Source organism: Borreliella afzelii, from assembly GCF_014202295.1.
GTDB classification, from domain to species: Bacteria; Spirochaetota; Spirochaetia; order Borreliales; family Borreliaceae; genus Borreliella; species Borreliella afzelii.
This window is the reverse complement of the sequence record NZ_JACHGM010000001.1, coordinates 287,223-312,430: the sequence shown is the minus strand read 5'-3', so window position 1 is coordinate 312,430 and position 25,208 is coordinate 287,223. Positions and strand designations below refer to the sequence as shown.

At 28.1% G+C, this 25,208-nt stretch carries 18 protein-coding genes; 11 read left to right on the top strand and 7 right to left on the bottom strand.

Going from position 1 to position 25,208, the window contains the following annotated elements; genetic code table 11:
- Positions 1–10 precede the first annotated feature (10 nt).
- The 4 genes from HNP63_RS01380 (at position 11) to recG (ending at position 7,416) form a co-directional block, all read left to right on the top strand.
- The gene (locus tag HNP63_RS01380) at positions 11–1,183 is read left to right on the top strand and encodes a methyl-accepting chemotaxis protein (RefSeq protein ID WP_004789509.1); all 1,173 of its coding nucleotides are present in this window, start codon (positions 11–13) and stop codon (positions 1,181–1,183) included.
- 87 nt (positions 1,184–1,270) lie between these two features.
- A complete protein-coding gene (gene dnaE / locus HNP63_RS01375; RefSeq protein WP_183227037.1) occupies positions 1,271–4,756 on the top strand; it encodes a DNA polymerase III subunit alpha in 3,486 nt (1,161 codons plus the stop codon).
- Positions 4,757–4,764: 8 nt separating this feature from the next.
- The gene (locus HNP63_RS01370; protein WP_183227035.1) at positions 4,765–5,346 is read left to right on the top strand and encodes a YggT family protein; all 582 of its coding nucleotides are present in this window, start codon (positions 4,765–4,767) and stop codon (positions 5,344–5,346) included.
- Between the two features lie 9 nt (positions 5,347–5,355).
- A complete protein-coding gene (gene recG / locus HNP63_RS01365) occupies positions 5,356–7,416 on the top strand; it encodes an ATP-dependent DNA helicase RecG (protein WP_015055657.1) in 2,061 nt (686 codons plus the stop codon).
- Here recG and HNP63_RS01360 read toward each other — a convergent pair.
- On the bottom strand, positions 7,413–8,201 hold the full coding sequence (locus tag HNP63_RS01360) for a M15 family metallopeptidase (protein ID WP_183227034.1): 789 nt from the start codon (positions 8,199–8,201) through the stop codon (positions 7,413–7,415). The two genes, recG and HNP63_RS01360, sit on opposite strands and share 4 nt — an antisense overlap.
- Positions 8,202–8,327: 126 nt before the next feature.
- Here HNP63_RS01360 and HNP63_RS01355 point away from each other — a divergent pair, with 126 nt between their 5' ends.
- The 3 genes from HNP63_RS01355 to murD all read left to right on the top strand — a co-directional run bounded on the left by HNP63_RS01355 (position 8,328) and on the right by murD (position 12,552).
- The gene (locus HNP63_RS01355) at positions 8,328–9,677 is read left to right on the top strand and encodes an MATE family efflux transporter (RefSeq protein ID WP_004789767.1); all 1,350 of its coding nucleotides are present in this window, start codon (positions 8,328–8,330) and stop codon (positions 9,675–9,677) included.
- Positions 9,678–9,831: 154 nt separating this feature from the next.
- The gene (locus HNP63_RS01350; RefSeq protein WP_011601103.1) at positions 9,832–11,178 is read left to right on the top strand and encodes an MATE family efflux transporter; all 1,347 of its coding nucleotides are present in this window, start codon (positions 9,832–9,834) and stop codon (positions 11,176–11,178) included.
- Positions 11,179–11,196: 18 nt separating this feature from the next.
- Positions 11,197–12,552: a UDP-N-acetylmuramoyl-L-alanine--D-glutamate ligase gene (gene murD, locus HNP63_RS01345; protein WP_048830642.1), complete on the top strand. Its 1,356-nt coding sequence runs from the start codon at positions 11,197–11,199 to the stop codon at positions 12,550–12,552.
- Here the strand turns inward: murD and HNP63_RS01340 are convergent.
- Both HNP63_RS01340 and metG read right to left on the bottom strand, forming a co-directional pair.
- Positions 12,549–13,592 carry a lipid II:glycine glycyltransferase FemX gene (locus HNP63_RS01340; protein WP_011601105.1) on the bottom strand — a complete coding sequence of 348 codons (1,044 nt, stop codon included), beginning with the start codon at positions 13,590–13,592 and terminating at the stop codon, positions 12,549–12,551. The genes murD and HNP63_RS01340 overlap by 4 nt on opposite strands.
- Before the next feature lie 9 nt (positions 13,593–13,601).
- On the bottom strand, positions 13,602–15,776 hold the full coding sequence (metG, locus tag HNP63_RS01335) for a methionine--tRNA ligase (RefSeq protein ID WP_004789630.1): 2,175 nt from the start codon (positions 15,774–15,776) through the stop codon (positions 13,602–13,604).
- 158 nt (positions 15,777–15,934) lie between these two features.
- On the opposite strand from metG, the gene HNP63_RS01330 reads away from it, so the two are divergent.
- Both HNP63_RS01330 and pta read left to right on the top strand, forming a co-directional pair.
- Positions 15,935–16,729: a 5'-methylthioadenosine/adenosylhomocysteine nucleosidase gene (locus HNP63_RS01330; RefSeq protein ID WP_044052243.1), complete on the top strand. Its 795-nt coding sequence runs from the start codon at positions 15,935–15,937 to the stop codon at positions 16,727–16,729.
- Between the two features lie 83 nt (positions 16,730–16,812).
- Positions 16,813–17,850, top strand: coding sequence for a phosphate acetyltransferase (gene pta, locus HNP63_RS01325; protein ID WP_011601106.1), 1,038 nt, complete (start codon positions 16,813–16,815; stop codon positions 17,848–17,850).
- On the opposite strand, the gene rsmA is transcribed toward pta, so the two are convergent.
- Positions 17,833–18,678 (bottom strand): 16S rRNA (adenine(1518)-N(6)/adenine(1519)-N(6))-dimethyltransferase RsmA, encoded by an 846-nt coding sequence (rsmA, locus tag HNP63_RS01320; RefSeq protein ID WP_183227031.1) that lies wholly within the window; start codon positions 18,676–18,678, stop codon positions 17,833–17,835. The genes pta and rsmA overlap by 18 nt on opposite strands.
- A 32-nt stretch (positions 18,679–18,710) precedes the next feature.
- A complete protein-coding gene (locus HNP63_RS01315) occupies positions 18,711–19,967 on the bottom strand; it encodes a ComEC/Rec2 family competence protein (RefSeq protein WP_183227029.1) in 1,257 nt (418 codons plus the stop codon).
- A gap of 116 nt (positions 19,968–20,083) precedes the next feature.
- Between HNP63_RS01315 and HNP63_RS01310 the strand changes: the two genes are divergently transcribed.
- Together HNP63_RS01310 and HNP63_RS01305 are read left to right on the top strand one after the other, a co-directional pair.
- Positions 20,084–20,797 (top strand): CPBP family intramembrane glutamic endopeptidase, encoded by a 714-nt coding sequence (locus HNP63_RS01310; protein WP_015055668.1) that lies wholly within the window; start codon positions 20,084–20,086, stop codon positions 20,795–20,797.
- 25 nt (positions 20,798–20,822) lie between these two features.
- On the top strand, positions 20,823–22,760 hold the full coding sequence (locus HNP63_RS01305; protein WP_044051990.1) for an AMP-binding protein: 1,938 nt from the start codon (positions 20,823–20,825) through the stop codon (positions 22,758–22,760).
- Positions 22,761–22,788: 28 nt separating this feature from the next.
- Here the strand turns inward: HNP63_RS01305 and argS are convergent, their stop codons facing one another.
- Together argS and HNP63_RS01295 are read right to left on the bottom strand one after the other, a co-directional pair.
- On the bottom strand, positions 22,789–24,546 hold the full coding sequence (argS, locus tag HNP63_RS01300; protein WP_004789483.1) for an arginine--tRNA ligase: 1,758 nt from the start codon (positions 24,544–24,546) through the stop codon (positions 22,789–22,791).
- A gap of 45 nt (positions 24,547–24,591) precedes the next feature.
- Positions 24,592–25,191 carry a hypothetical protein gene (locus tag HNP63_RS01295; RefSeq protein ID WP_183227027.1) on the bottom strand — a complete coding sequence of 200 codons (600 nt, stop codon included), beginning with the start codon at positions 25,189–25,191 and terminating at the stop codon, positions 24,592–24,594.
- Between the last annotated feature and the right edge of the window lie 17 nt (positions 25,192–25,208).

Sequence of the window (25,208 nt, the reverse complement as noted above, 5' to 3'; positions counted from 1 at the left end):
GAATCCCTTTATGAAAAAATTTTCGTTTTTTAAAAAAAAGAAAGAAAAAGTTTTTGATTCAAGCCTTTTAAATACTGTAGGCAATGACAAAAAGGATTTGAGTACGTATGAATATAAAGCTCCTGTTAAGGAAATGTTAAAGGGATTTTATCATACCAAAGCTTCTATTGCTGCTTTAAAAATAGGATTTGAGTCATTACAAAGAATTTTGTTTTCTGGGGTAGAAGATTTTGACCATATATTTTCCGTTCTTGTTAAGATTACAAATAATGCTCGTGATCAGATAAGCGTTATTTTTAGTGATATTAGTAAAAATAGCAAGGAAAAGCTAAATCAAATATCTTCTGTTATTGTTGGAATTCAGGGAAGCTTGGAGACAATAAGTAGTTTTTTAGGCGCTACCAATATGATTTCTCTTAATGCAAAGCTTGAGGCTGCAAGAGCTAAAGAATATGGTAAAGGATTTTCTGTTGTTGCAGATGAGATTAAGCGACTTTCTGATCAGGCAAAAGGTGTTATGAATATGATTTCTGTAAAGGAAATTGAGGAGGTTTCTAAAGATTTAATTTCTCATAACCTTATGGATTTGCAGATTGATATTGATAAGTTCTTTGCTGAGATTCTTGAACAACTTAATTATCTTGAGAGTATATTTAAGCGCTTTTCAAAAAGTCAGGAGGAATTTTCTTCTTTATTTGAAAGTCTTGAGAGCATAGATGCTAATATGGCTTATTATTCAAAGAATTGTGATTCTTTGATTGGTTCTGATACTTTTGTACTTTCTAATGATGAATTTTTAAAAGAGCTAGAATTTATTCTTTCAGAACAATTTTCTTGGATTAATAGTTTGAGATTAATTGTTGAAGGACAAAGGGCATTATTCATTCAAACAGATGCTTCCAAGCATGGATTTGGATTGTTTTATAAAGGATTGTCTCCCAAGAATGATGCTATTAAGCAGTTGTGGGAAGAAGTATATATTCCTTATTTAAATATTAATAAGTTTGCAGCTGAAATTTTAATTATATTTAGGGTAGAAAATCGTAATGATAGTGGCTTAAGGCAAGCTAAAGATTTTTTGTCTCAAGCTGAGAGTTTATCCGAAGAAATTGTCAGAAAACTTGAGCACATTAAAAAAATGGTAATTGAATTGGATAATCAAGGAATTAGTATTTTCTCTTAATCATTTTGATAAGAGTTGTTGCAATAATTTAAATTAGAGATTTAAAATTATTATGGCTTTTTTAATTTTTATTTATTTGACTAGGGTTTGTTAAAAATCAAGTTTTATTTTGATAAAATAATTTTAGGTATGAGTTTTAGGGCTAAGTTTATTCATCTTCATGTTCATTCAGATTATTCTCTTTTGGATGGAGCTGCAAAAATATCAGATATTATATCAAAAGCAAAAAAATGCAATATGTCACATATTGCATTAACAGATCATGGTAATCTTTTTGGAGCTATTAAATTCTATAAAGAAGCTAAAAAAGCGGGGATTAAGCCAATAATTGGCATTGAAGCTTATATGGCAAAAACTTCTAAGTTTTTAAAAAAACATGATGATCTTGGAAAAATGTCTTACCATTTAATTTTGCTTGCCAAGAATGAGCTGGGTTATAAAAACTTATTAAAGTTAACAAGTATTTCTTATCTTGAAGGGTTTTATTATCGTCCAAGGATAGATAAAGAGGATCTTGAAAAATATTCAGAAGGTTTAATTTGTACTTCAGCTTGCATTGGGGGACTCATCCCAAGACTTATTTTGGCCAATAGATTTGAAGATGCTAAGAACGAAATTCTTTGGTTTAAAAAAGTTTTTGGCAATGATTTTTATCTTGAGCTTCAAAGGCATGGCATTAAAGATCAAGACATTGTAAATGAACGGTTAGTTGAATATTCTAAGGAGCTTGGAGTTCCTTTAACAGTAGCTAATGATTCTCATTATGTTAATAGAGAAGATGCATCTGCTCAAGATATCATTGTTTGTATTGGGACTGGTGCTAAAAAAAGCGATGAGAATAGACTGAAAATGGAGACAAATGAATTTTATATTAAATCTCAAGAGGAGATGTGTGAACTTTTTAATGATTTGCCCGAAGCTTTAGAAAATACTGTAAGGATTGCAGAAAAGTGTGATGATTTTAAAATAACTTTTCCAGGCCCTATTTTACCTGATTATCAAATTCCCATTGAATTTAATACTCTTGGTGAATATTTAGAATATCTCACTCTTGAGGGGTTAAAATTTAGATATAAAACTTTGACAAGCAAAATAAAAGATAGAGCCTTTTATGAATTGAGCGTGATAATTAGGATGGGTTTTGAAGGCTATTTTTTGATTGTTTGGGATTTTATTAAATTTGCTCATGATCATGATATTCCTGTTGGAGCTGGGCGTGGCTCTGGTGCGGGTTCAATTGTAGCCTATGCTCTTAGGATTACCGATATTGATCCTTTAAAGTATAATTTGCTTTTTGAGAGATTTTTAAATCCCGAGCGCATTTCTATGCCAGATTTTGATATTGATTTTTGTTTTGAAGGCAGAGATGAGATTATAAAATATGTTACCAATAAATATGGAGAAGATAAGGTAGCTCAAATAATTACTTTTGGAACCTTAAAGGCTAAGGCTGTGGTTAAAGACGTAGCTAGAGTTTTAGACATTCCATTTGCTGAATCGAATGAACTTACTAAGTTTATTCCTGATGGTCCTAAAGTTTCTTTAAAAGAGGTTTTAGACGACAATTCCTTAAAAGAGTATTTTACTAGCAAACCTGTTTATAAAGAATTAATGAATGCTGCATTAGTTCTTGAAGGAATGAATAGACATGCTTCAACTCATGCTGCAGGAATTGTAATTTCTAAAACCCCTTTAACCGATTATGTACCTCTTTATAAGGATTATAAGCAAGGTTCTATTTCTACTCAATATACAATGGATTTACTTGAAGAATGTGGGCTTGTTAAGATGGATTTTCTTGGCTTGAAAACATTAACTTTAATAAAAAATGCAGAAAATCTTATTAGAAGTGTAAATCCAGATTTTAAAATAAAAAATATTCCAGATAATGATGTTAAGACTTTTAAGATGTTAGGAGAAGGGAGAAGCGCATCTGTTTTTCAGTTTGAATCTGAGGGAATGCAGCAAATTCTAAAAGACGCAAAGCCCGATAATATTGAAGATTTGATAGCCTTAAATGCTCTTTATAGGCCAGGCCCTATGCAATTTATTCCTCAATTTATTGCTGCCAAAAAAGGTGTTAAGAGGATTAAGTATCCCCACCCAGATTTAAAGGAGGTTTTAAGACCAACTTATGGAGTTATTGTTTATCAAGAACAAGTAATGGAAGTTGCAAAAATAATTGGGGGTTTTTCTCTTGGTAAGGCTGATATTTTAAGACGTGCTATGGGTAAAAAGAAAGAAGATGAGATGAATGAAATGAAGGTTGACTTTTTAAGAGGCGCTATTGAGAAAGGGTATGACAAAGAAATTGCTAGTGAAATTTTTGAACTTTTAAAGCCTTTTTCTGGGTATGGATTTAATAAATCACATGCGGCAGCGTATTCTTTAATAGCGTATCAAACTGCTTATCTTAAGGCTAATTACCCTGAGTATTTTATGGCTGCTAACTTGACAAATGAAATTAATAATAACGATAAGCTGTCTTATTACATTGAAGAGTCAAAAGCTATGGGTATAAACGTTCTTAAGCCTGATATAAATCGATCATTTAGAGAATTTCGTGTAACTGACTCTGGAATTTCTTATGGGCTTAATGGGATTAAAAATCTTGGAGGAATCGTTGTTGATTTAATAATTGATGAGAGAGAGAAAAACGGCAAATATAGTTCTTTTGAGGATTTTATCAGACGTGTAGATGATAAAGTAATTAATAAGAAATTTTTAGAATCTGCAATAAAATCTGGACTTTTTGATAGTTTGAATCAAAATAGAAAAACTTTATTTGAAAATCTTGATCGTTTGATTGAAGTTGTTTCAGAAGATAAAAATAATAAAAGGCTTGGTCAAAATAGTTTGTTTGATGTTCTTAAAAGTCAAGAGTCAATTCCGCAAAGTTTTAATTATCAGGTTTTGAAAGAATATTCTTATTCTGAGCTTTTAGGATTTGAAAAAGAGCTTTTAGGATTTTATGTATCAGGGCATCCCCTTGATCCTTATAAGAAGGCGATTAATAATTTTTCCAGTTTAAATGTTTTAAAAGATCTTGCTGCTAAAAAAGATAGCATTGTTCAATTTTCTGGCATTTTAAATTCAGTAAAAATTATTCAAACTAAAAGAAATAATTCAAGAATGGCTTTTGGTGTTATTGAAGATTTTAAAGGCGCAATAGATATTGTAGTTTTTACAGAAAGCTATGAAAGATATAAGAATTTTTTACTTGAAGGTAATGTTATTGGGGTTATAGGTAGACTTACGTTTAATAGAGACAAATTTTCAATTGTAGTTGAAAAAGTTGTAAATATTGAGAGACTCTCAGAAGATAAAGTAAATAATATTCATATTAAATTTTTAAGTAATAAATTAAATGATTTGCAATTACTTAATTCTTTAAAGGAAAGTATAAGTAATTTTGAGGACAATTCTGGATTTTCAAATGTTTATTTTTATTTAAGGGAAAATGGTAAGGATTTAAAATTAAAAATGAATTCAATTTTAAATTTTGGGCCAGATGAAGACAAGCTTGATAAGTTAAGAAGGTGTGTGATAGTTGAAGATGTTTGGGTTGATTAGGAGGTGCTGTGTTAGTTGTTTTAATAGAAACTTTAATAGTATTTTTGCAGATTTATAGGATTTTAATTTTAATTAGGATCATTCTTAGCTGGCTTGTGTCTTCAGGAATTAATACTAATGTGTTTTTCCGATTTATACATGTTGTCACAGAGCCATTTTTATCTTTTTTCAGAAGAATTCCTTTTTTTACATTGGGCATGTTTGATTTTTCTCCAATTGCAGCTTTAATAACTCTAACTATTTTTGAAAGAATGTTGGCTTATGGAAATTATAAGCTTTCTACATTTATTATTTTATTTATTGTTGAAGTTTGGGGGATATTTAGAAGTATTTTTATTGCTATAGTTTTCTTTTTATTATTGAGGTTGTTATTATTGCTTTTAAATTTGTTCCAAGGTTCAGATTTTTTAAAAACAGTTGATTCGTTTTTACTTCCTTTATCTACTAGGATAAGTGGTGTAATTACTGACAAACATATGTCTTATACTGCACGTTTGATTGTTGGGAGTGCTTTAATAATAGCACTTATAATTATTATTGAACAAGTTGTATTTGCTATTAGAGTTTTAGGAACATATTTGCCTTTTTAGGAGATTAAAATGTTTTTACATGAGTTTGAATATGAGCTTAAAGGTATAGATGGTCTTGGTGAGAAAGGGGTTGAAAGGTTAAAAAATTTGCAAATTTTAAATGTTAAAGATCTTATTGAATTTTTTCCTGTAAAATATGAGGATCGTCAAAATATACAAACTTTTCCGGATTTTTCTAAGGTGAAAAGTTGTGATATGATGACGGTGTTCACTGTTGTCGGGCATAAAAAATTTGGGGATAGTTCTAAAAAAAATTTAAAGTTAACGGCTAAAAGTGTAAATGATGAGCCTTTCGAAATTTTACTTTTCAATAGGGCTTTTTTAGAAAATGTTTTTAAAATAGATAAAAAATTCTATATTTATTCCAAATTTACTTATAACGATTATAGTGGTTTATGGAGTTGCTCTAATTTTGATAGTGAAGTTTTTAGTGATAATCCTGAAAGGTTTAAAAAAATTCTTCCGGTTTATTCTTTGACAGAAGGATTAACATCAAAGAAGATTTCATTATATGTAAGAGAAGCCCTTGAATATTTTTTTAAGTTTGGCCAAACAGATATTCCTAAATTTTTAATAGAAAAGTATTCTTTGTTATCGCTAAGCGAGGCTTTAAAAGAGATTCACTTTCCAAGTTCATTAGAAATGCTTGAAAAGGCAAAAAAAACTTTAATTTACAGAGAAATTTTCTTGCTCCAGTTTTTTTCAAGGTATAGATCTTCTAAGGTTCTTTTCCGAGAAAAAAAACATTTATCAAGAGATTTGCTTGAAAGAGTTATCTCAAGCCTACCTTTTGAACTTACAGAAGGTCAAAGAATTTCTATTGATGAAATATTCTCAGATCTTAACTCTTCTAAGCCAATGAATAGGTTGCTTCAAGGTGATGTTGGAAGTGGAAAAACCCTTGTTGCCTTGCTTTCGGGGATTCCTTTAATTGAAGCTGGATATCAGGTAGCATTTATGGCTCCTACTGATCTTTTGGCTCGTCAACATTATGATAATTTATCCAACATATTGTCCTCTTTTAACATTTCAGTGACTCTTTTGACTGGTAGTTTGAAAAAGAGGGATAAGGAGCAAGCGTTAGAAAGTATTAAAAGCGGAGCTTCTGGTTTAATAGTTGGAACACATGCTATTTTTTATGAAAGCACAGAATTTAAAAGATTAGCATATGTTATTATTGACGAGCAGCATAAATTTGGAGTTGTTCAAAGGGAAGAGCTTAAAAACAAAGGAGAAGGGGTAGATATGCTTTTAATGTCTGCAACACCTATTCCTAGAAGCTTTGCGTTAACTCTTTTTGGGGATCTTGAAATTTCATTTATTAAGACCTTACCTAAGGGGCGTTTACCTATTACTACTTATTTAGCAAAGCATGGCAATGAAGATAAAGTTTATGAGTTTTTAAGAAAAGAACTTGCAAAGGGTCATCAGGTTTATTTTGTTTATCCATTAATTTCATCTTCGGAAAAATTTGAATTAAAAGACGTTAATAATATGTGTTTAAAATTAAAAGAAGTGTTTGGCGAATATGTTGTTGACATGCTTCATTCTAAGTTGCCATCTGATTTGAAAGAAGAAATTATGAAAAATTTTTATTCTAAAAAAGTAGATATTTTGGTGGCTACTAGTGTTATTGAGGTTGGAATTGATTGTCCAAATGCAACTTGTATGGTGGTAGAGCATGCTGAGCGTTTTGGACTTTCTACTTTACACCAAATCAGAGGCCGTGTTGGTAGAAGTAATTTACAATCTTTCTTCTTTTTGCTTTATAAAGAGCCTTTGACAAGTGCTGGAAAATTTCGATTGAAAACCATAAAAGAAAATTTAGATGGATTTAAAATAGCAGAGGAAGATTTAAGGTTAAGAGGGCCTGGTAATTTATTTGGGCTTGAGCAAGCAGGATATTTAAAATTAAAAATAGCTAATTTTGTTGATGATAGAGATGTTATAGTCTTGATTCGAGAAGAACTCGACTTATTTTTTGATGATAATTCTGCTTACGATAATCTTGATATTGATCTGCTAGATAATCTTTTTTGTTCTTATTTGAATGCTGGAAGGAGTATTTAGTTTGCGTATTTTTCAATTAGATTAATAAGATTTGTTTTGTTATGATTCCAGAATTCAAGAAGCTTATATTGTAAATTATTAAAATATTTTTTCTGAATAAGGCATGGCTTAGGTCCTATGTATAAGTAGTGCCAAGGCTCTGCTTTATATCCAGTTTCTATTTCGTGTCCTTTTGGGTATGAAAGAGAAAATCCATATTTTAGAGAATTTTCGTAAAGCCATTTTCCTTCTTTTGTGTTTAGTAAATTATCATCTAAATTTATAAAATCTATTGCTGTTCCCATATGATGTTGAGAATGGCCTGGAATTGCTGATTGAGTTTCTGCGACTTTTTTCCCATAAGTTTTTACATTATAATCAAATAAAAATTTTTGGTATTCTTGTGTTCTGTAAGCGGATTTGATTTTAATTTCAATACCAATTTTTTTTGCATCTTTTATTAGTTGAATTAAATCTTTGATTAAGATTTGTCTTACCCGAAGAGTTTTTGCTCCAATATTCTTAAGATCTTTAAAATCATTAACATTTACCAGATCAAGTACTTTATAATTTTCAGGAATTGGTATTTTTTTATTTATTAGAGTTAAGAGGTTGTTTTTTTCTGCATCTACTAAAGGCTTTATTTCTTTTAAGAACTGAATAGGATTTTTTTCAATAAAATTTTTGTACTGTTCATTTATTGTTTTGGTAATCTTTAGTAGTATTTTTAAATCTTTTTTTGAAATATTATTGGCTAGTAAAGATAGGTTAATAAATAGAAATAATAAAACATTAATTGATTTCATATTATTTAATTATAATATATTTTAGTATAATAAATAGTTAATTCTAATTACATATATATATATATCTTCTAGATTAGGTTAAATTTAGTTAAAAGTAATAAATAAAGGGGAGTATGTATAGGGAATATGATCAAAAAGTTTAAAAATTATGATCAAATAATAAAAGAGTTATTTATTATAGCTATTCCTACAGCTTTTGAATCGCTTTTATTTCAAATGGTAACTTTTTTTGATAATTTTATGATCTCCTATTTAGGTTCTTTTCATGTTACAGGAGTTTCTTTGGCAAATAGAGTAACTTTTCTTTTTTTTATTATTGTGTTTGGACTTGGTACAGCTTTAAGCGCTTACGTGTCTCAGGCAATTGCAAAAAAGAAGTTTCTTCAAATAAGACAATCTTTTGCTTACATGTTATCAATTGGAACTATAATAGGAATAATTTTTTTTATATTTTCATTTTTTTTCCCAAAAAACATTATCAAACTATTTACAACCAATCAGAATTCTTTAGATTTTGGATCAGAGTATTTAAAAATTATTTCGTGGTCTTATGTGTTAATGGCATATTCTTTTTTATCGGCTATGGGGTTTAAGAGCGCTAAAGAAGTAAAAATACCTTTATATGTTACTTCTATTGTTGTTTTAATAAATATTGTTTTTAATTATATTTTTATTTTTGGATTTGGCATGGGAATAAAAGGTGCCGCATATGCTACTATGCTTGCTAGAATTATTGAGTTTGTTTTTTATTTTTCATATAGTTTGGTAAGTAATAATTCATATTATCGGATTAAGTTTAGCGATTTTTTTGCTTCAAAGATAGTTGCTAGAGCCAATTTAAAACTGATTATACCTGTTTTATCTCATGAAATTTTTTGGGTCTTGAGTATAACTATTTTACATGCATTTTATGCTCGTGTTGGTAGTATTGAATACGCTTCATTTGCTGTTGCATCAAATCTTTTTGACATTTGTTTTGTATTGCTTCATGGTATGGGACTTGCAACAGGCGTTGTTATTGGGCATTTAATGATTTACGATAAGGAACATGTTAGGTCGGTTGGATTTTTTTTATCTTTTTTAGGATTTCTTTTAGGCATTTTTGTAGTTATTTTGCTTATTGGGATATCGGGCTTTGCACCTTATATTTTTAGTAATTTAAATTCTCCCAAACTTGTTAGTGTGTTTATTTATGTTTTTGCAAGTAGTGTAGTTTTTAAAGCTTTTACGACGCAAGTTCTTGTTGGAGTTTTTAGGGCCAGTGGCATACCAAATGTTTGTTTTTTTATTGAATCAGGGGTAATTGTTTTTTATACGCTTCCAATTGCTTATTTATTAGTGTTTTATACAAATTTAAGTTTGCCAATAGTGGTTTTTATTGTAAATGGGGAAGAGTTCATTAAAAATATATTTATCATAATTGAATTTTTTCACGATGATTGGATACGAGAGATTGATTATGAAGAGCTTGCTTGAGTGTAAGGGAGTATGATATATTTAATCTTAATAAAAATTTAGTGGTCTTAGTGATTCTAAAATTTATGCTGATTTAAAAGCAACTTCTTTTTTTTATTTTAGTACTTTGTTGTTTATTTTTGCAAAAATCTTGATTTTTTATTTGGAGAAATTTATGTATTCATTAAGTGCATCAAAAAAAGATAGAATTTATAAAGATCTTTTAAGAATTGCAATTCCCACCGCTATTGAGTTTTTTTTATTTAATTTTATTTCTCTTACAGATAATGCTATGGTTGCATATCTTGGTGACTATCCTGTTGCAGGAGTTTCTCTTGCAAATAAATTTTTTGAATTGTTTGTTACTATTGGGTTTGCTATGGCAGGAGCTTACAATATAATTGCTACAAGGCAATACAATCAAGGTGATTTTAAAAGTTTTAGAAATACATTTTTTATTAGTATATTAACTATTATTTTATTTTCTTTCCCGTTCATATTGATTTCCAGAGTGAATCCTTTTTTTTTACTTAGATTGATTTCTAATGATGTACAGGCAGTTTATTATGGGGCGATTTATTTAAACATAGCTATTTTTTCTTTTGTATTTGCAATCATAAAAGGACTTGTTGCTAATGCTCTTAAAGTTGTTGAAATTGTTAAATTTCAAGTTTACATTTCTATTTTTTCAGTGCTTTTAAATCTAATATTAAATTATATTTTTATTTTTGTTTTTCATATGGGGGTGGTTGGAGCTGCTATTGCAACAACAGTTATTCGTATCTTAGAGCTTATTATTTATCTTATTTATACAGTGTTTAACAAGAATTCAATTTTATACCTTAAGCTTAATGATTTAAATATTAATGTTAAGTCGTTTGTTCAGTTAATTAAATTTTTTATTCCAATCCTTTTGAATGATTTTATTTGGTTTTTTGGCTATCTCGTATTGACGTCAATTTTTATAGGAATTGATACTCATAGATATGCTGCTTACAGCATATCTTTTTCTGTTTATTTTATTATCTTTAATATAATTAATTCCTTTTGTATTTCTTTGAATATTATGATGGGCTATGAAATGCATAATAGTAAAAAAGAAGTCATGAAAGTTGCAATCTATTTAGGTAAAATTGGCTTTAAGCTTGCTTTTTTAACATCTTTTGCATTGTTTGTGTTTTCATTTTTTGCTCCTTATATTTTTTATACATTAAAATATTCGCACCTTACAGGAATTATTTTAAGGTATTCTTCTGTTTCTGCCTTTTTTATGGCCCTTGCTTTTCAATATCTTTTTGGATTTTTTCGTGCAGGAGCATCTCCAAGTTTTGGGGCTATTATGGAAGGTTCTGTAACGTTTATTTATACTATTCCTATTGCTTTTGTTTTAGCAAATTATACAAATTTGCCTTTTGAAATTATTGTTTTTATTCCAGCTCTTGAGGATGCAATCAAACTTGCCATTTCACTTCCTTATTTTTATAGTGAAAGGTGGATTAAATCTGTTAAAACAAGTTGGTAGGTTTGATATAATCTTATTGTGCGTTTGGACGAAATTAAAAATTTAAATTTTTTAGTCATGGGTTTAGGTCTTAATGGAGGAGGAGTAGCTCTTTCTAGATTTTTATTAAAGCATGGAGCAAAGTTAGTAATTACTGATCTTAAAAGTGAGGCAGAATTAGCTTTAAGTATTGATTCTTTAAGGGATTTTGATGATCAAATTAGGTATGTTTTAGGTAAACATGATGTAAACGATTTTAAAAAAGCTGATATTGTTGTGAAAAATCCCAGTGTGAGGCCCAATAATAAATATTTAAAGCTTGCAAAACGAGTTGAAACAGATATTAGTTTATTTTTAATATTTAATAAGAACCCTATAATTGCAGTAACAGGCACTAAAGGTAAATCAACTCTTGTTTCGCTTTTGTATCAGGCTTTGAAAAAAAAATATCCAAGGGTAAAGCTTGGAGGAAATATTGGTGTATCTCCTTTAAGTTTTTTTGATCAACTTGATGGAAAATCTCCTTTGATTTTAGAGCTTTCTTCTTGGCAGTTACAATCTTTAGAGAATTTTAATCCTATTCTTAGCATTATTACAAATGTTTACAATGATCACCAAAATTATTATTCAAATTTTGATGATTATATTATAGATAAGTCAAAAATTTTTGTAAATCAAACCTCAGGAATTGTGATTATTCAGGATAAGGCTTATTACAAATATTTTTCAAAATTTGAATCAAAAGCCAAAGTTATTTTATTTTCCGAATTTAATCCTTGTAATCTTGATCAAGATATTTTTTATTCTAATAAAGGTGAAGTATATTTTAATGACAACTTGATTGGAAGTTTTTTTGAGTCACAAGTTGTTTTTATGATCCCCAAGCTTATTGCTTTTTTTGTTGCGTATTATTTAAATATAGACCTTAATCATGTGTTTCAGATTTTAAAGAATTTTAAAGGCATTGAGCATAGATTAGAGTTTGTTAAATTGGTTCGAAATGTAATGTTTTATAATGATACAGCTTCAACTATTCCTGATTCGACGGTTTTATCTGTTAAAAGTTTGAAAACAAATGATAATTGTATTAACTTAATTGTTGGGGGAACTGATAAAAATCTTGATTTTTCAAGTTTTAGTAAGATTATAAATCTTGTAAAAGCTTGGATCTTGATAAAAGGTAGTGCAACTGTAAAAATTATTAATGTTTTAGAAAAAAGTAGCATACAATATTTTGTATTTGATTCTTTAAGAGGTGCCGTAAATTATGCTCTTGAAATTTCAAGTTCAGGTGACATTGTTTTATTTTCCCCTGCTAGTGCTTCTTTTGAGCTTTTTAATAATGAGTTTGATAGGGGTTTGCAATTCAAAAAATTAGTTGATATGCTTGGTTAAATTTTTTTCCTTATTACTTTGTAATAAAAGTATCTAAGTTTTTCAAGATTTGTATAAATCTTATAAATAAAATTTTTGTAAATAAAATCATAACAGCCAATTCTGTGAATAATGTTTCCTCCAAATCCTGTTTTAAAGCCAAAAAGACCAGATAAGGGATGGTTTTTATTTGCAATTGGGGGGATTCCTAATAAATCATATTCTTTTATTTCTAAGTTTTTTAAAATTTGTATTGCTTTAAATTGCACTGCGTAATTGGGCATTAAATTTCTATAGTCTTTGCTAGAAGCCCCATAAAGATAGACTGCTTTTTCTTTGTAAATTCCTATTATTATTCCAGAGATAATTATGTTATTGTAAAATGCAATTATCAATTTTATTTGAGCATTTTTGTCTTGTTTGAATATTTTAATGAGGTTTTGTATATATTCTTCTGAGTGGATAGCAAATTTATCTCTTTTGCTAGTTTCTTTGTAGAGTTTGTAAAATGCATTTAAATGTTCAAATTTATCATCTATTATTATATTCAGATTTTTTTTTGTGCTGAGCTTTATGTTGTATCTTGTTTTTTTTTTCATATTAAGCAAAATATTCTCAAGAGAATTATTTAAGTTTAATATTGTTGTGTTTGAAGGTTGTATGTCATCAAATGATTTTTTTAGATATTTAATTTTAATTTTTAGTGGAGAGTATGTGTCATTTAGTGTTCTTTGATAGTAATACATTAAATCAAATCTTAAAAAAATTGTATTTTTATGTAAGTAGGGTTTTATTTTTATGCTAAATTCTTTAATATTTTTGCTGATTTTGTCAATATTAATGTTCTTAAGAGTTTTGTTTGAGAATTCTGGATGGGGAATGTATGCTAAGTAAAAATTTTTAAACAGTCTTCTTTGCATTACAACAATTTTACCAAGAACATCACTTTTAAATGCCAAGGCTTTCCAATTGCTGTTTTTTGTTGTTTTTATTAATGCCCACAGTTCGCTTTGAAGATAATTTTCTTCTATTTCTTTTGTTTCTATTTTTTTAATAATCATTAATAACTCTTAGCAAACTATTCCGTTTGGGATATCTTTAGACAATATTTTATTCTTAGAATGTTCTAATATTAAATTTATTCCGTTTATTTTAAGCTCTCCGTTTTCTGTTATTATATTAGCTTTTGAAAATTTATTTATGTCAATTTTAGGTGGGCAGGTAAGATCTTTATTTTGATCGTTTTCAAGTATTATTCTCTCTCCAGCAATAGGATTTTTAATTGAATCTTCTACAATTATAATTTTAAAATTTTTATTTTTGTCCTCAGCAGCTATTAGCATACCTTCAGATTTTATTCCTCTAAACTTTGCAGGCTTTAAATTATCTACTATTATTATATGTTTTCCTAAAAGCTCTTCTTCTGTATAATATCCTTCAAGGCTGCTTACTATTTGCTTGTCCTTATTAGTTCCGTCATCTAATTTTAATATGAATAAGTTTTTAGCTTCGGGATTTCTTTCTATTTTATTTATTTTCACAACTCTTAAGAGCACTTTTTCTCTAAATAAGTTTTCTGGTTGTTCTTTTTCTTTCATGTTTTTCTCTCCTGAATATTTTAGCCTTAAATCGTTGATTTTTTTTTGTTCTAGTTTATTGAATAATATTTCTACAAATTCAATTTTTTTAATTCCCGATTTAGTTCCAAGAATTTTGGTAGAAAATTGATAACTATTGCCAAAGAATTGTTGTATCTTTTTACTTGTTTCGGGAATGAATGGCATCATTAAAATAGATAAGTCTCTGATTAGGTATATTAAGTTTAAGATTAGCTCTTTTATTTCTTGTGGAGAGCTTTCTTTTCTTTTCCACGGTTCGTTGTCTTGAAATATTTTGTTGCCGAAGGATGAAATTTTAAGTATTTCTTTAAGTGCGGATTTTAGTTCTGTATTTTTAAAAAGATTTAGTATTTTATTATATTTTGGTGTTATTTGTTCCCAAAATTTATGTTGAATTTCTATTGTTTCTATTACATCTCCAAAGAATTTTTTTTGAAATGTTAATACTCTGTTAACAAGGTTTGAAAAATTATCAATAAGCTCTGTATTTACTCTTTCCATAAGATCTTGCCAAATAAATTGAAAATCAGATTTTTCAGGCCTGTTGTAATAAATATAGAATCGCCAAACATCAGAAGGAATTCCTGTAGTAATAACATCGTTTCCAAAAATTCCTGTTCCTTCTGATTTTGAAAATTTAAGATTTTCGTAATTTAAGTACTCGCTTGATGAGAGCTGGTTTAATGTTGTCCAATTTTCTTTACTTCCAATTTTTATGCAAGGGAACATAATCGTATGAAACAATATGTTGTCTTTTCCAATAAATTGCACAAGGTTTACTTGCTTATTGTTTTTCCACCAAGATTCCCAATTTTTGACAATGTTTTTGGTAATTGAAATATATCCTATTGGGGCATCAAACCAGACATAAAATACTTTATTTTCATAACCTTTTTTAGGTACAGGAATTCCCCATTTTAGGTCTCTTGTAATTGCTCTTTCTTTAAGACCATCTCTTAAAAAAGCATTTGTCATTTTGAGGGCATTGGTATTCCAATTCTTACTAGTAGTCGGATTTTTTATCCATTTTTCAAGTTTTGTTTTTATTTTGGGAAGATCAATATAAAGATGATTGGTTTTTTTTAAAATAGGTTTGTTTTTACAAATTATGCATTTTGGATTTATTAGGTCTGTTGGATTTAAAAGCTTAGAACAGTTGTCGCACTGATCTCCTTTGGCCATGCTTTGGCACTCTGGGCATTCTCCTATTACATATCTATCAGCTAAAAATATTAAATCTTTGTTGCAAAAAAATTGTTCAGTTTCTCGCTCTTTTATATAACCATTTTTTTCTAATTTTAGGAAAAAATTTTGTACAGTTTCTTGATGGTGTTTATTAGTTGTTCGACCGAAGATATCAAATTCAATATTGAACCATTTGTAAATTGATTTATGTATTTCATAATATTTATTGCAAAGCTCTAAAGGGGTAGTCTTCTCGATTAAGGCTTTGGTTTCTGTGGCCGTTCCATATTCATCTGTTCCGCAGATATAAAGAGTTTCAATTCCCGACATTTTTGAATATCTTGCAAAAGCATCAGCTGATAATACCTGCACTAAATTTCCAAGATGAGGAATATTGTTAACATAGGGTAGAGCAGCTGTAATCAGATTCATTTTTTTCATTCTGTTTCCCCTTTTTGTTTAAGATATTAATATTGTAATACGGATAGGATAATTTTTTTCAATACTGTTACAAAAATTCTTTTGAAGGTGGCGCAGTTTTGAAAGAATTTTTGTAAAATACTAATATAACTATTTTTTATTGTAAGGGGTGTATATTTGTGAACAATTTTTTAATTAAACTTTTGCTTTTTTTGTTAGTTTTTTCAAACAGTTATGTTGTTTTTTCTAAAAACAGCAATGTTTTAATAATAACTGCTATGGACTCTGAGGTTGAGCAGATAAATAAGCTTATGTCTAATAAAGAAGAAATAGTGCTTAAGGAGTATGGTCTTAATAAAAAGATTTTAAAGGGTAAGTTGTCTAATCGCAATGTTATTACTATTGTTTGTGGGGTTGGAAAGGTTAATGCGGGTGTGTGGACCAGCTATATTTTGTCAAAATACAACATAAGTCATGTAATTAATTCTGGAGTTGCTGGTGGTGTTGTTAGTGATAAATACAAAGATATTAAAGTGGGAGATGTGGTAGTGTCTTCAGAGGTTGCATATCATGATGTTGATTTGACTAAATTTGGACACAAAGTAGGACAGCTTATGGGATTGCCGCAAAAATTTAGTGCCAATAAGAATTTGGTTGATAAAGCTACAAAGGCTGTTAAATCCAAGGTTGTAAGTTCTAATTCATATTCGGGATTAATACTGTCAGGAGATCAGTTTATTGATCCAGCTTATATTAACAAAATTATAGGAAACTTTAAAGATGTAATAGCTGTTGAGATGGAAGGTGCAGCAGTAGGGCATGTTTCTCATATGTTTAATGTACCTTTTATAGTTATTAGGTCCATATCTGATATTGTAAATAAAGAAGGAAATGAACTTGAATATAGTAAATTTCTTAAATTAGCTGCTTTTAATTCAGCTAAAGTTGTACAAGAAATTTTAAGGATTCTTTAAGAAATATTTAATTATATAATGTATAAATGCATAAAAAAGTTTTTTTATGCATTTATACATTTATGTTGTAACATTTTTATAAAGTGTTTTGTTTAAAAGATTATGTTTTTAAGAAGGCAAGAATATTTTCAAAAGAGAATAAGCTTAAGGCCAGTATAGTTTTTCCTGAAAGTAGTGATTCTAGGGTTTTAAAAGCAGCTGTTGTTGTTTTGCAAAAAAATCTTGCGAATTCAATTATTTTGATAGGTAAAAAAGATCCTGTTATTAATTCTTTAAAAGAATTTTCTAGTTGTAATAATATTTTAGAAAGAATAGAAATTGTTGATCCTAGTTCTTTTCCAGACATTGGAATGTATTTGGATGAATATTGGAGTTTGTTAAAGTCAAAAGGAGCTACTAAGCAAAGTTTAAAGACTCAAGTTTTAGATGAAATTACTTTTGCTATGCTTATGGTAAGATTTGGCTATGTTAAGTCTTGTGTTTGTGGTGCTATTTCGACTTCCGCTAAGGTTTTGTCTAATGCTTTGAGAATAATTCCCAAGTTGGATGGTGTTAAGATTATATCATCTTTTATGATTATGGATACTTTGAATGTTGCTCGCAATGTTGATTTTTGTTTTGGACATAATGGAATTTTATTTTTTGCAGATTGTTCTGTAGTAGTCAATCCTAATTATTTAGAGCTTGCAGAAATTGCATTACAAAGTGCCAAATCTTTTCAAGATATTTTAAATGCAAAGCCCAAGGTTGCTCTTTTAAGTTTTTCAACAAAAGGATCTTCTAATGCTAGAGAAACTGAAAAAATAAAGAATGCTTTAAATATTGTGAAGAATAAAAAGGCCGATTTACTTATTGATGGGGAGCTTCAACTTGATTCAGCTATAATTAAAAATGTTGCAGAGAAAAAATGCAGAGAATCTTTGGTAGCAGGTTCTGCTAATGTTTTAATATTTCCTAATTTAGATGCTGGGAATATTGGATATAAATTAGTAGAGAGATTTGCTTTTGCTAAAGCCTACGGTCCTTTTTTACAAGGCTTTTCTAAGCCCATTAGTGATCTTTCAAGGGGTTGTTCTGTTGATGAGATTGTATTTGCAAGTGCTTTAATGATAAGCAGTTAAAGTGTTGGAAATTTGTATAAATTCTTCAACAGAAATGTTCTCAGGTCTTTTGTCTAAATATTCTTTTAAAAAATTTTCTCTTAGAATAGCTTTATTTGTGATGAAATTAATAATAGTGTTTTTTAGTTTCTTTCTTCTGCTTGAGAATACAGTTCTAATTAATTTGTTGAATTCTTTAAAGTCTTTTATGTTGTGTTTTTTAGGAATTAATTTTAGTGTTGTAGACTTAACTTTAGGTGCAGGATAAAAATTGTTTTCTCCTATATCTATTATTTTAATTACGGTGAAGTGTGATTGTACTAAGACTGTAAATGAAGAATAGTTTTTGCTATTTATTTTTGCAGTTATTCTGTCGGCCAATTCTTTTTGTACTGTGAATACCATTTCTTTTAAAAAATTTTCTTCAATTAATTTAGATATTACTTTTGATGCAATATTGTATGGTAAATTTGAAAATATTTTATCAATGTTTTTATTTTCGTTTGGGTATTTTTTTAAAAAATCCCCTTTTATCAATTTAAAGTTTTTTAATTTTCCAAATTTTTCATTTAATATTTCTGAATATTTTAAATCGATTTCAAATGCGGTTAAAAGATTGGTTTTTTTTAATAAAATATCAGTCATTGCTCCAAGGCCTGGACCAATTTCCCAGATTTTTTCATTTTCTTTTATATCCAAGCTTTCTATTATTTTTTGCCTTATGTTTTCGTTAATTAGATAATTTTGTCCCCAAAGTTTTCTTGGAGCTATTTTTTTTTCTTTTAATGTTTGTTTTATGCTAGTTATACTGTTATAGTTGATGTTCATAGATAAAAGAGATAGTAACATATTATTCTTTATATTGGCAGCTTATTTTTAAATTATTTTGAATTTTTTTTAGTTTCGTTATTATAAATAATGTAAGTTACAAGGAGAATGCTTGATATTAAAAATATAGGTATTTGGTGGTGCTTGATTATAAAGAATTTGCTAAAAAATATTGCTACAATTTTTATTGTTTGGAATATGTATGCATTTATAAGATCAAAGAGAAAAAATAAATTCAAGCTTGAAAAATAAGTTATTAAGCTTAATATTGTTATTGCTAAGAAAATTAATGTTAATGGAATAATTATTAAGTTTGATAATATTGATATTGGTGCTATATCAAAATTGTTAACATAAATTACTGGTGAAGTGAATATTTGAATAAAAAACGTTGTAAGCATTGATGATGTTAGTCTGTTAAGCTCGTATCTGTTTTTTAGATAAACCGATGCTGATATTCCTATTGTTGCAAGATAGGAGAGTTGAAATCCTATTGAATTTAGTGTTTCAGGGAATATAATGGCATTTATTATAAAACTAATAGATATACAGCTTATTAAATTAATCTTGCCGTAAATTAGTTTATATATTATAAGAGATTCTGTCATTAGAAATGATCTTAGCGTTGAGGGTGTAAATCCAGTTAATATTAAATAATTTAATAAAATTATGCTTAGTATTAAGTATTTTAATTTTTCATTTGTGATTATTAAAAGTAAATAGTAGCTTATTAAACTCATTAGATAAAAATGTAATCCGGATACTACCAAAATATGGGCAATCCCCGCATTTTGAAATAATGTTTTTTCATATTTTGTTATTTCTGACTTGATATTCAAAATTATTGTTTTTGAAAAATGAGAATAACTAGGATTTAATGCTATAAAAAAATTATTTAAAGTGTTTGTATATTTTTCTCTAAGTTCGGCAAAAAGGGATCTTTTAATAAGTTGTATTTTTTGGTTTTCAATTTTAATAATATCCCCTATTTTGTAAATATTTTTAATATTTTTGAAGTTGAATTTGTGTTTATTTGCGGTATTGTCAATTGCTTCGATAATGGTTTTTGAATCTTTTTTTAAATTTTCAATGTTTGTTATTTGATAAGTATTTTTTTTCAATGTTTTAAAATTTAATCTAGCTTGAAAGCTTAATAGTAATATTGTGCAAAAAATAAAACTAAGCGCCAAGTGTTTGTTATTTTTTATAATAAAAAATAATGCAAGTATTGTGTTAAAATAAATTAAATTGAGTTTTAAATAGTATTGAATTGATAAGTTAAGTGAAATGAGGACAAATATTAAAATCATTTACAATATTCTCATTTTTTATTTAGAAATAATTATATTTTGAATTTTAATTTTTTTTAATTAATCAATCAATAATCATTTATTGACAATTAATAATTATTTAATTACAATACTTTATGCAATTGTTAAAAAATAAATATTCATTCAAGCGGGCCTTGCTTGATCTTTTTTTGGTCTATGTAGTTATTTATCTTGCATCTCCTTTTGAAAATGTCAATTCGGAATTTTGGAATGTTAATGAAAACCATTATTATCTTTGGATTTCAAGATCTTTTTTAATTGTTTTTATAATTTATTTTTTTAAACTTACCAGTTCTTATGGCGATTTTAGAATAGAGTTTTTTATTCCTAAATTTAAATTTATTTTTATTTGGGAATCCATTTTAATTTTTATTAAAACAATATTAATTGCGATGATATTCATTTTTTTAATAGCTTTTTTAGTTGAATATCTGTTGCCAGAATCGGTATTTGCCTATTATTTGCAAAACAATGTTGAATTTAATTGGAAAATTAGCAGTATAAAAGCATTGTTTTTAATGATTTTTACCTCTTTTTTTACAGGAGCTTTTGAAGAGTTGTTTTATAGGGCTTTTGTTATTACTAAGTTTGCACAAATGGGATTTCCTTCTTTAGTTACCGTTTTTCTTAGTAGCATATTTTTTGCTTATGGACATTTATATTATGGAATTTTAGGATTTTTGGTTACATTTATATTAGGGATATTTTTTGCTTTTATTTATTTAAGGTATAAAAATGTATATTATATAATTTTTATACATAGTTTTTATAATATTATTGTTAGTAGTCTGTTGCTTGTTTTAAGTTGATTTTAAATTGATTTCAGGGGGATTTATGAGGGATACTGTGCCCAAGCGCTTTAAAGAGGTAGTTGCCCTTTATAGTGAGCTTGATATTTTTATGTATAAGGAAGGAGAGTCTAAAAGTTTTAAGAAGCAAATATATGCTGATTTTTGGAATGAGGTAAAAAGAATAGCTTCTGGGCTTTTGCATTATGGCATTAAAAGAGGAGAAAAGGTTGTAATTATTTCTGATTCTAGAAGGGAGTGGATAATAATTGATGTTGCTACTTTGGGATTAGGCTGTGTTGATGTTCCAAGGGGAAATGATTCTTCTGAGGACGAATTAGCTTATATTATTAACCATTCTGAATCTACTTTTATTTTTGTTGAAAACAATAAACAGCTCCAAAAAGTTTTATCCAAAAAACATGATCTTAGATTGGCGAGGTGCATTGTTGTTATTGATGATGATAAATCTTATGAAGAAAGAATGGGGAATATTACTATATTTTCTTATAAAAAATTGCTAGAACTTGGAGCTGAGTATTTAAGAGCTAATCCAAAATCCTTTGATATGGAGATTGAAAAAGGTTCTTCAAAAGATATTGCAACTATAATATATACTTCTGGCACAACAGGTATGCCAAAGGGAGTAATGTTAAGACATGAATCTTTTATTTTTCAATTAGACAGACTTTATGATTATCTTCCAACACTTAAGCCTGGCAAGATAATGATTTCTATTCTTCCTCTTTGGCATTCTTTTGAGAGGGCTTGTGAATATATAGTTGCTTTAAAGGGTATAGCAATTGCATATTCAAAACCCATAGGTCCTGTTTTGTTAAAAGATTTTTTACTTTTAAATCCCCAAATGATTATTTCTGTACCTAGGATTTGGGAAGGAATAAGAATAGGTATTATTAAAAAGGTGTCAGAATCTTTGATTAAGAAGCTTATGTTTGGGGGGTTTTTAAGAATTGGAATTGTTTATGCAAAGCTTAAGGAGAAAATTTTAGGTTTTTCGCCTGTTTATAAAAAACCCAATTTATTTATTTCGCTTTTTTCAAAAATATTTTTGTTTGTTGGAATTGTTTTAATTTTACCTATTAAATTATTAGGTGATATTTTGGTATTTAAAAAAATAAAAAAAGCTCTTGGACAAAATTTTGAATTTGGAGTTTCTGGTGGTGGGGCGTTGGTTGATTATGTTGATTATTTTTTCAAGGCTGTGGGAATTAAAGTTCTTGAAGGTTATGGTCTTACTGAAACGGGCCCTATTTTGAGTGTTAGGCGTCTTAAGGGTCCTGTAGCAAGAACTGTAGGGCCTATTTTGCCAGATGTTGAATACAAAGTAGTTGGAGTTGATGGAAAAGTTTTGTCTTATGGAGAAAAAGGTGAGCTTTGGGTAAGGTCACCGCAAATAATGAGTGGGTATTTTAAGGATAAGGCTAAGACGAGTGAAGTTTTAACAGAAGATGGTTGGTTCAACACTGGAGATTTAGTTAGATTGACAATTAATAATGAAATTTCAATTGTTGGTAGAAGTAAAGATACAATTGTTCTCAGAGGGGGAGAAAATATTGAGCCCGAGCCTCTTGAGAGAGTTTTGGGCAAATCTTTATTTATTGAAAATATTATGATTGTCGGTCAAGACCAAAAATTTTTAGGAGCTATTATTGTGCCTAATTTTGATAATCTTGAAAAGTGGGCAAATTCTAGTGGAGTGTCTTTTTCTTCTAGAGGCGATTTATTGGCTAATGAAGATGTTAATAAGCTTTATTCTAAGCACATCTCAGATACTATTAATACCAAATTAGGTTTTAAAAGTTTTGAAAAAATAGTAGGTTTTGTTTTACTCCAGGATTCTTTTTCAATTGGGGAAGAGCTTACCAATACTCTTAAGTTAAAAAGATATTATATATCTCAAAAGTACGAAGATAAAATAAGATCAATTTTTAGTAAAAGTGACCTAGATTTAAACGGATATTAGACAAGAAAATTTTATAGCATTTTCTTGTCTACATTTTTAACATATAAGGAATATTGAGTAGGTACATGCAATTTTTTATTGTTTGTAATATAGCTTTTAAAAATTCGATTCTTGCGGCTGTTAAATCAATATTGTTTATGTCTATTACTCTAACTTCTTGATAGTATGCGCTAAAATGCTTTGCAAGTGAGTATGAATAGCTGGTGAGTATTGAAGGGTTTAAATCTTTTGCTGCCTTGATTATATTTTCTTCTAATTCTGATATTATTTTAATAATATCCCATTCTTTTTCATGTTCTAAAAGTTCGAAATTAATTTTTTTAATTATAGGAATAGAAAGTGTATTGTATTTTTCAAGAATACTATTAATTCTTGCTCCAACGTATTGGATATATGGTCCAGAATTTCCTGTAAAAGATAGACTTTCTTTTTTGTTAAATACAATATCTTTATGTATCGCTGATTTTAGTAAATAATAGTGAATTGCTCCTAGTGCAATATCCAAAGCATTTTTTTTAGCATTCTCTTTATTCTCAATTTTTTGTGTAATTTCAGGTAATATTGATTCCATTAGGTCTAAGATTAAATTATCCCCGTCAATTACATTGCCTTCTCTTGATTTCATTTTGCCATCAACAAGATTGACCATTCCGTGTGACAAATGAAAAAGTTTTTTGTTTTTAGAAATTCCCAATTTTTCTGATACAAAAAATAAATTTTTAAAGTGTTGAATTTGTTCACTTCCAACCACATAAATCATTTCTTCAAAATTAAATTCTTTTATTCTAACTGCTATATTTCCTAAATCTTGAGTAAGATAGATAGATGTTCCGTTTGATCTTATGAGTACTTTTTGTTTTACTTTAGTGTCTGTTTTTTCATCCGAATCTAAGGGCAAATCAATGCATATTGCGCCATCTTCTCGTTTGTAACAAAATCCTTTTTCAAGTCCTTCTAACACGACATTTTTCCCAATTTCAAAAATTTCACTTTCAAGGTAAATTTTATCAAATGAGGTGTTTGTAATTTTGTATGTTTCTTTTATTCCCTCAATTGCCCAGTTATTTAATTTTTTCCAAAGTTCAATTGTGCTTGCATCTTTTTGTTCCCATTTTAAAAGTAGATCCTGAATTTCTTCTTCGGCATTTTCATTTTCTTGTGCATATTTGTTGTATTGAACATAAAAATCGCCAATGAAATGATCTCCTTTTTTAAAAGCTTTTTCGGGAGTAATTTCATTTCCAAATTTTTTGTATGCAAGCATTGATTTGCAGATATGAACCCCACGGTCGTTTATTAAGTTTAATTTTATAATTTTTGCACCCACAGCTTTTAATATTCTTGACAGACTTTCCCCTATTACGTCATTTCTAAGATGTCCCACATGCAGTGGTTTGTTTGTATTTGGCGATGAAAATTCTAATATTATTTTTTTATTGTCTAGATATTTACTTGTTCCATAGGTGTCTTTTTGAGCATTTACCATTTGTATTGTATTGTGTATATATTCTTTTCTGGGAATTTTGATGTTTAAGTAAGGCCCCATAGCTTTAATTTCGTATTTAGCTTTAAGAGCTTTTATTATTTCTTCAGAGATAGTTTCAATGGGAAGCTTTAAGGTTTTGCTAAGTTCAAATATTAATATGGAAATATCTCCCAGATCACTTTTTGGAGGTTTTTGAATATTTATATTGATTTCGTCTAGCTTTATGTTTTTTGATAATGCTAGATTGGTAACTATAATATTAATTTCGTCTTTAATATTTTTTTTAACATTTTTAGTCATTTTTTTCCTCTTTAACACTTTTAATATTTTTTTTAAAAAACACTTTTAGTTATTTTTTCCCTCTTTAATGTTTGTTAGCATATTGATTAATAGTAAAATTAAAGACGCTGCAATAAAAATGTTTGAGCTATGGGCTGACATTTTTGTATTTATAAGCTCTTTTATTATAGGTATCTCTTTGTTAAAAAGTTTTAAGCTCCCTGTGTTTAATATTTCTCTAATAAGTGAAATTGTTGAGCTTAGAGTAATGAAAATTAAAATTGGAATTTTAGAATATTTAATTATCATCGATGGATTTTTTAAGATTTTAAAAGGTTCGTTTTTATGGAATGATATTATTATGGTTATTAAAATGGGTATTGAAAATTTGAATTCTTTGTATAGGGTTGGTGTTAAATGGAGCATGAATAAGTAAGTTAGGCTAGTAAAAATTCCTATTATTAATAGATATATTCCCAGTATGTGGCTTTTATGTTTTTTTAGTTCTATTTGATTGATTATTAAGGCAGGAAATATAATGCATAGTGAAATCCAAACAGATATGATACTAGCATCTAAAAAGTTTTTTGTATAAGCAAAAATAGGAAATAACATTAAGTGACTTTTAAGATATTTTTCAGTGCTATAAAATGTCTTTTTTTGCATATTATTTCCTTTTAATC

Coding starts and splice junctions, on each gene's coding strand:
- metG (WP_004789630.1), bottom strand. CDS start 15,776: ATGAAAAAAATGAATCTGATTACAGCTGCTCTACCCTATGTTAACAAT.
- HNP63_RS01310 (WP_015055668.1), top strand. CDS start 20,084: ATGCAATTGTTAAAAAATAAATATTCATTCAAGCGGGCCTTGCTTGAT.
- HNP63_RS01340 (WP_011601105.1), bottom strand. CDS start 13,592: ATGATTATTAAAAAAATAGAAACAAAAGAAATAGAAGAAAATTATCTT.
- HNP63_RS01305 (WP_044051990.1), top strand. CDS start 20,823: ATGAGGGATACTGTGCCCAAGCGCTTTAAAGAGGTAGTTGCCCTTTAT.
- HNP63_RS01350 (WP_011601103.1), top strand. CDS start 9,832: ATGTATTCATTAAGTGCATCAAAAAAAGATAGAATTTATAAAGATCTT.
- HNP63_RS01315 (WP_183227029.1), bottom strand. CDS start 19,967: ATGATTTTAATATTTGTCCTCATTTCACTTAACTTATCAATTCAATAC.
- HNP63_RS01380 (WP_004789509.1), top strand. CDS start 11: ATGAAAAAATTTTCGTTTTTTAAAAAAAAGAAAGAAAAAGTTTTTGAT.
- HNP63_RS01360 (WP_183227034.1), bottom strand. CDS start 8,201: ATGAAATCAATTAATGTTTTATTATTTCTATTTATTAACCTATCTTTA.
- recG (WP_015055657.1), top strand. CDS start 5,356: ATGTTTTTACATGAGTTTGAATATGAGCTTAAAGGTATAGATGGTCTT.
- HNP63_RS01295 (WP_183227027.1), bottom strand. CDS start 25,191: ATGCAAAAAAAGACATTTTATAGCACTGAAAAATATCTTAAAAGTCAC.
- HNP63_RS01355 (WP_004789767.1), top strand. CDS start 8,328: ATGATCAAAAAGTTTAAAAATTATGATCAAATAATAAAAGAGTTATTT.
- argS (WP_004789483.1), bottom strand. CDS start 24,546: ATGACTAAAAATGTTAAAAAAAATATTAAAGACGAAATTAATATTATA.
- rsmA (WP_183227031.1), bottom strand. CDS start 18,678: ATGTTACTATCTCTTTTATCTATGAACATCAACTATAACAGTATAACT.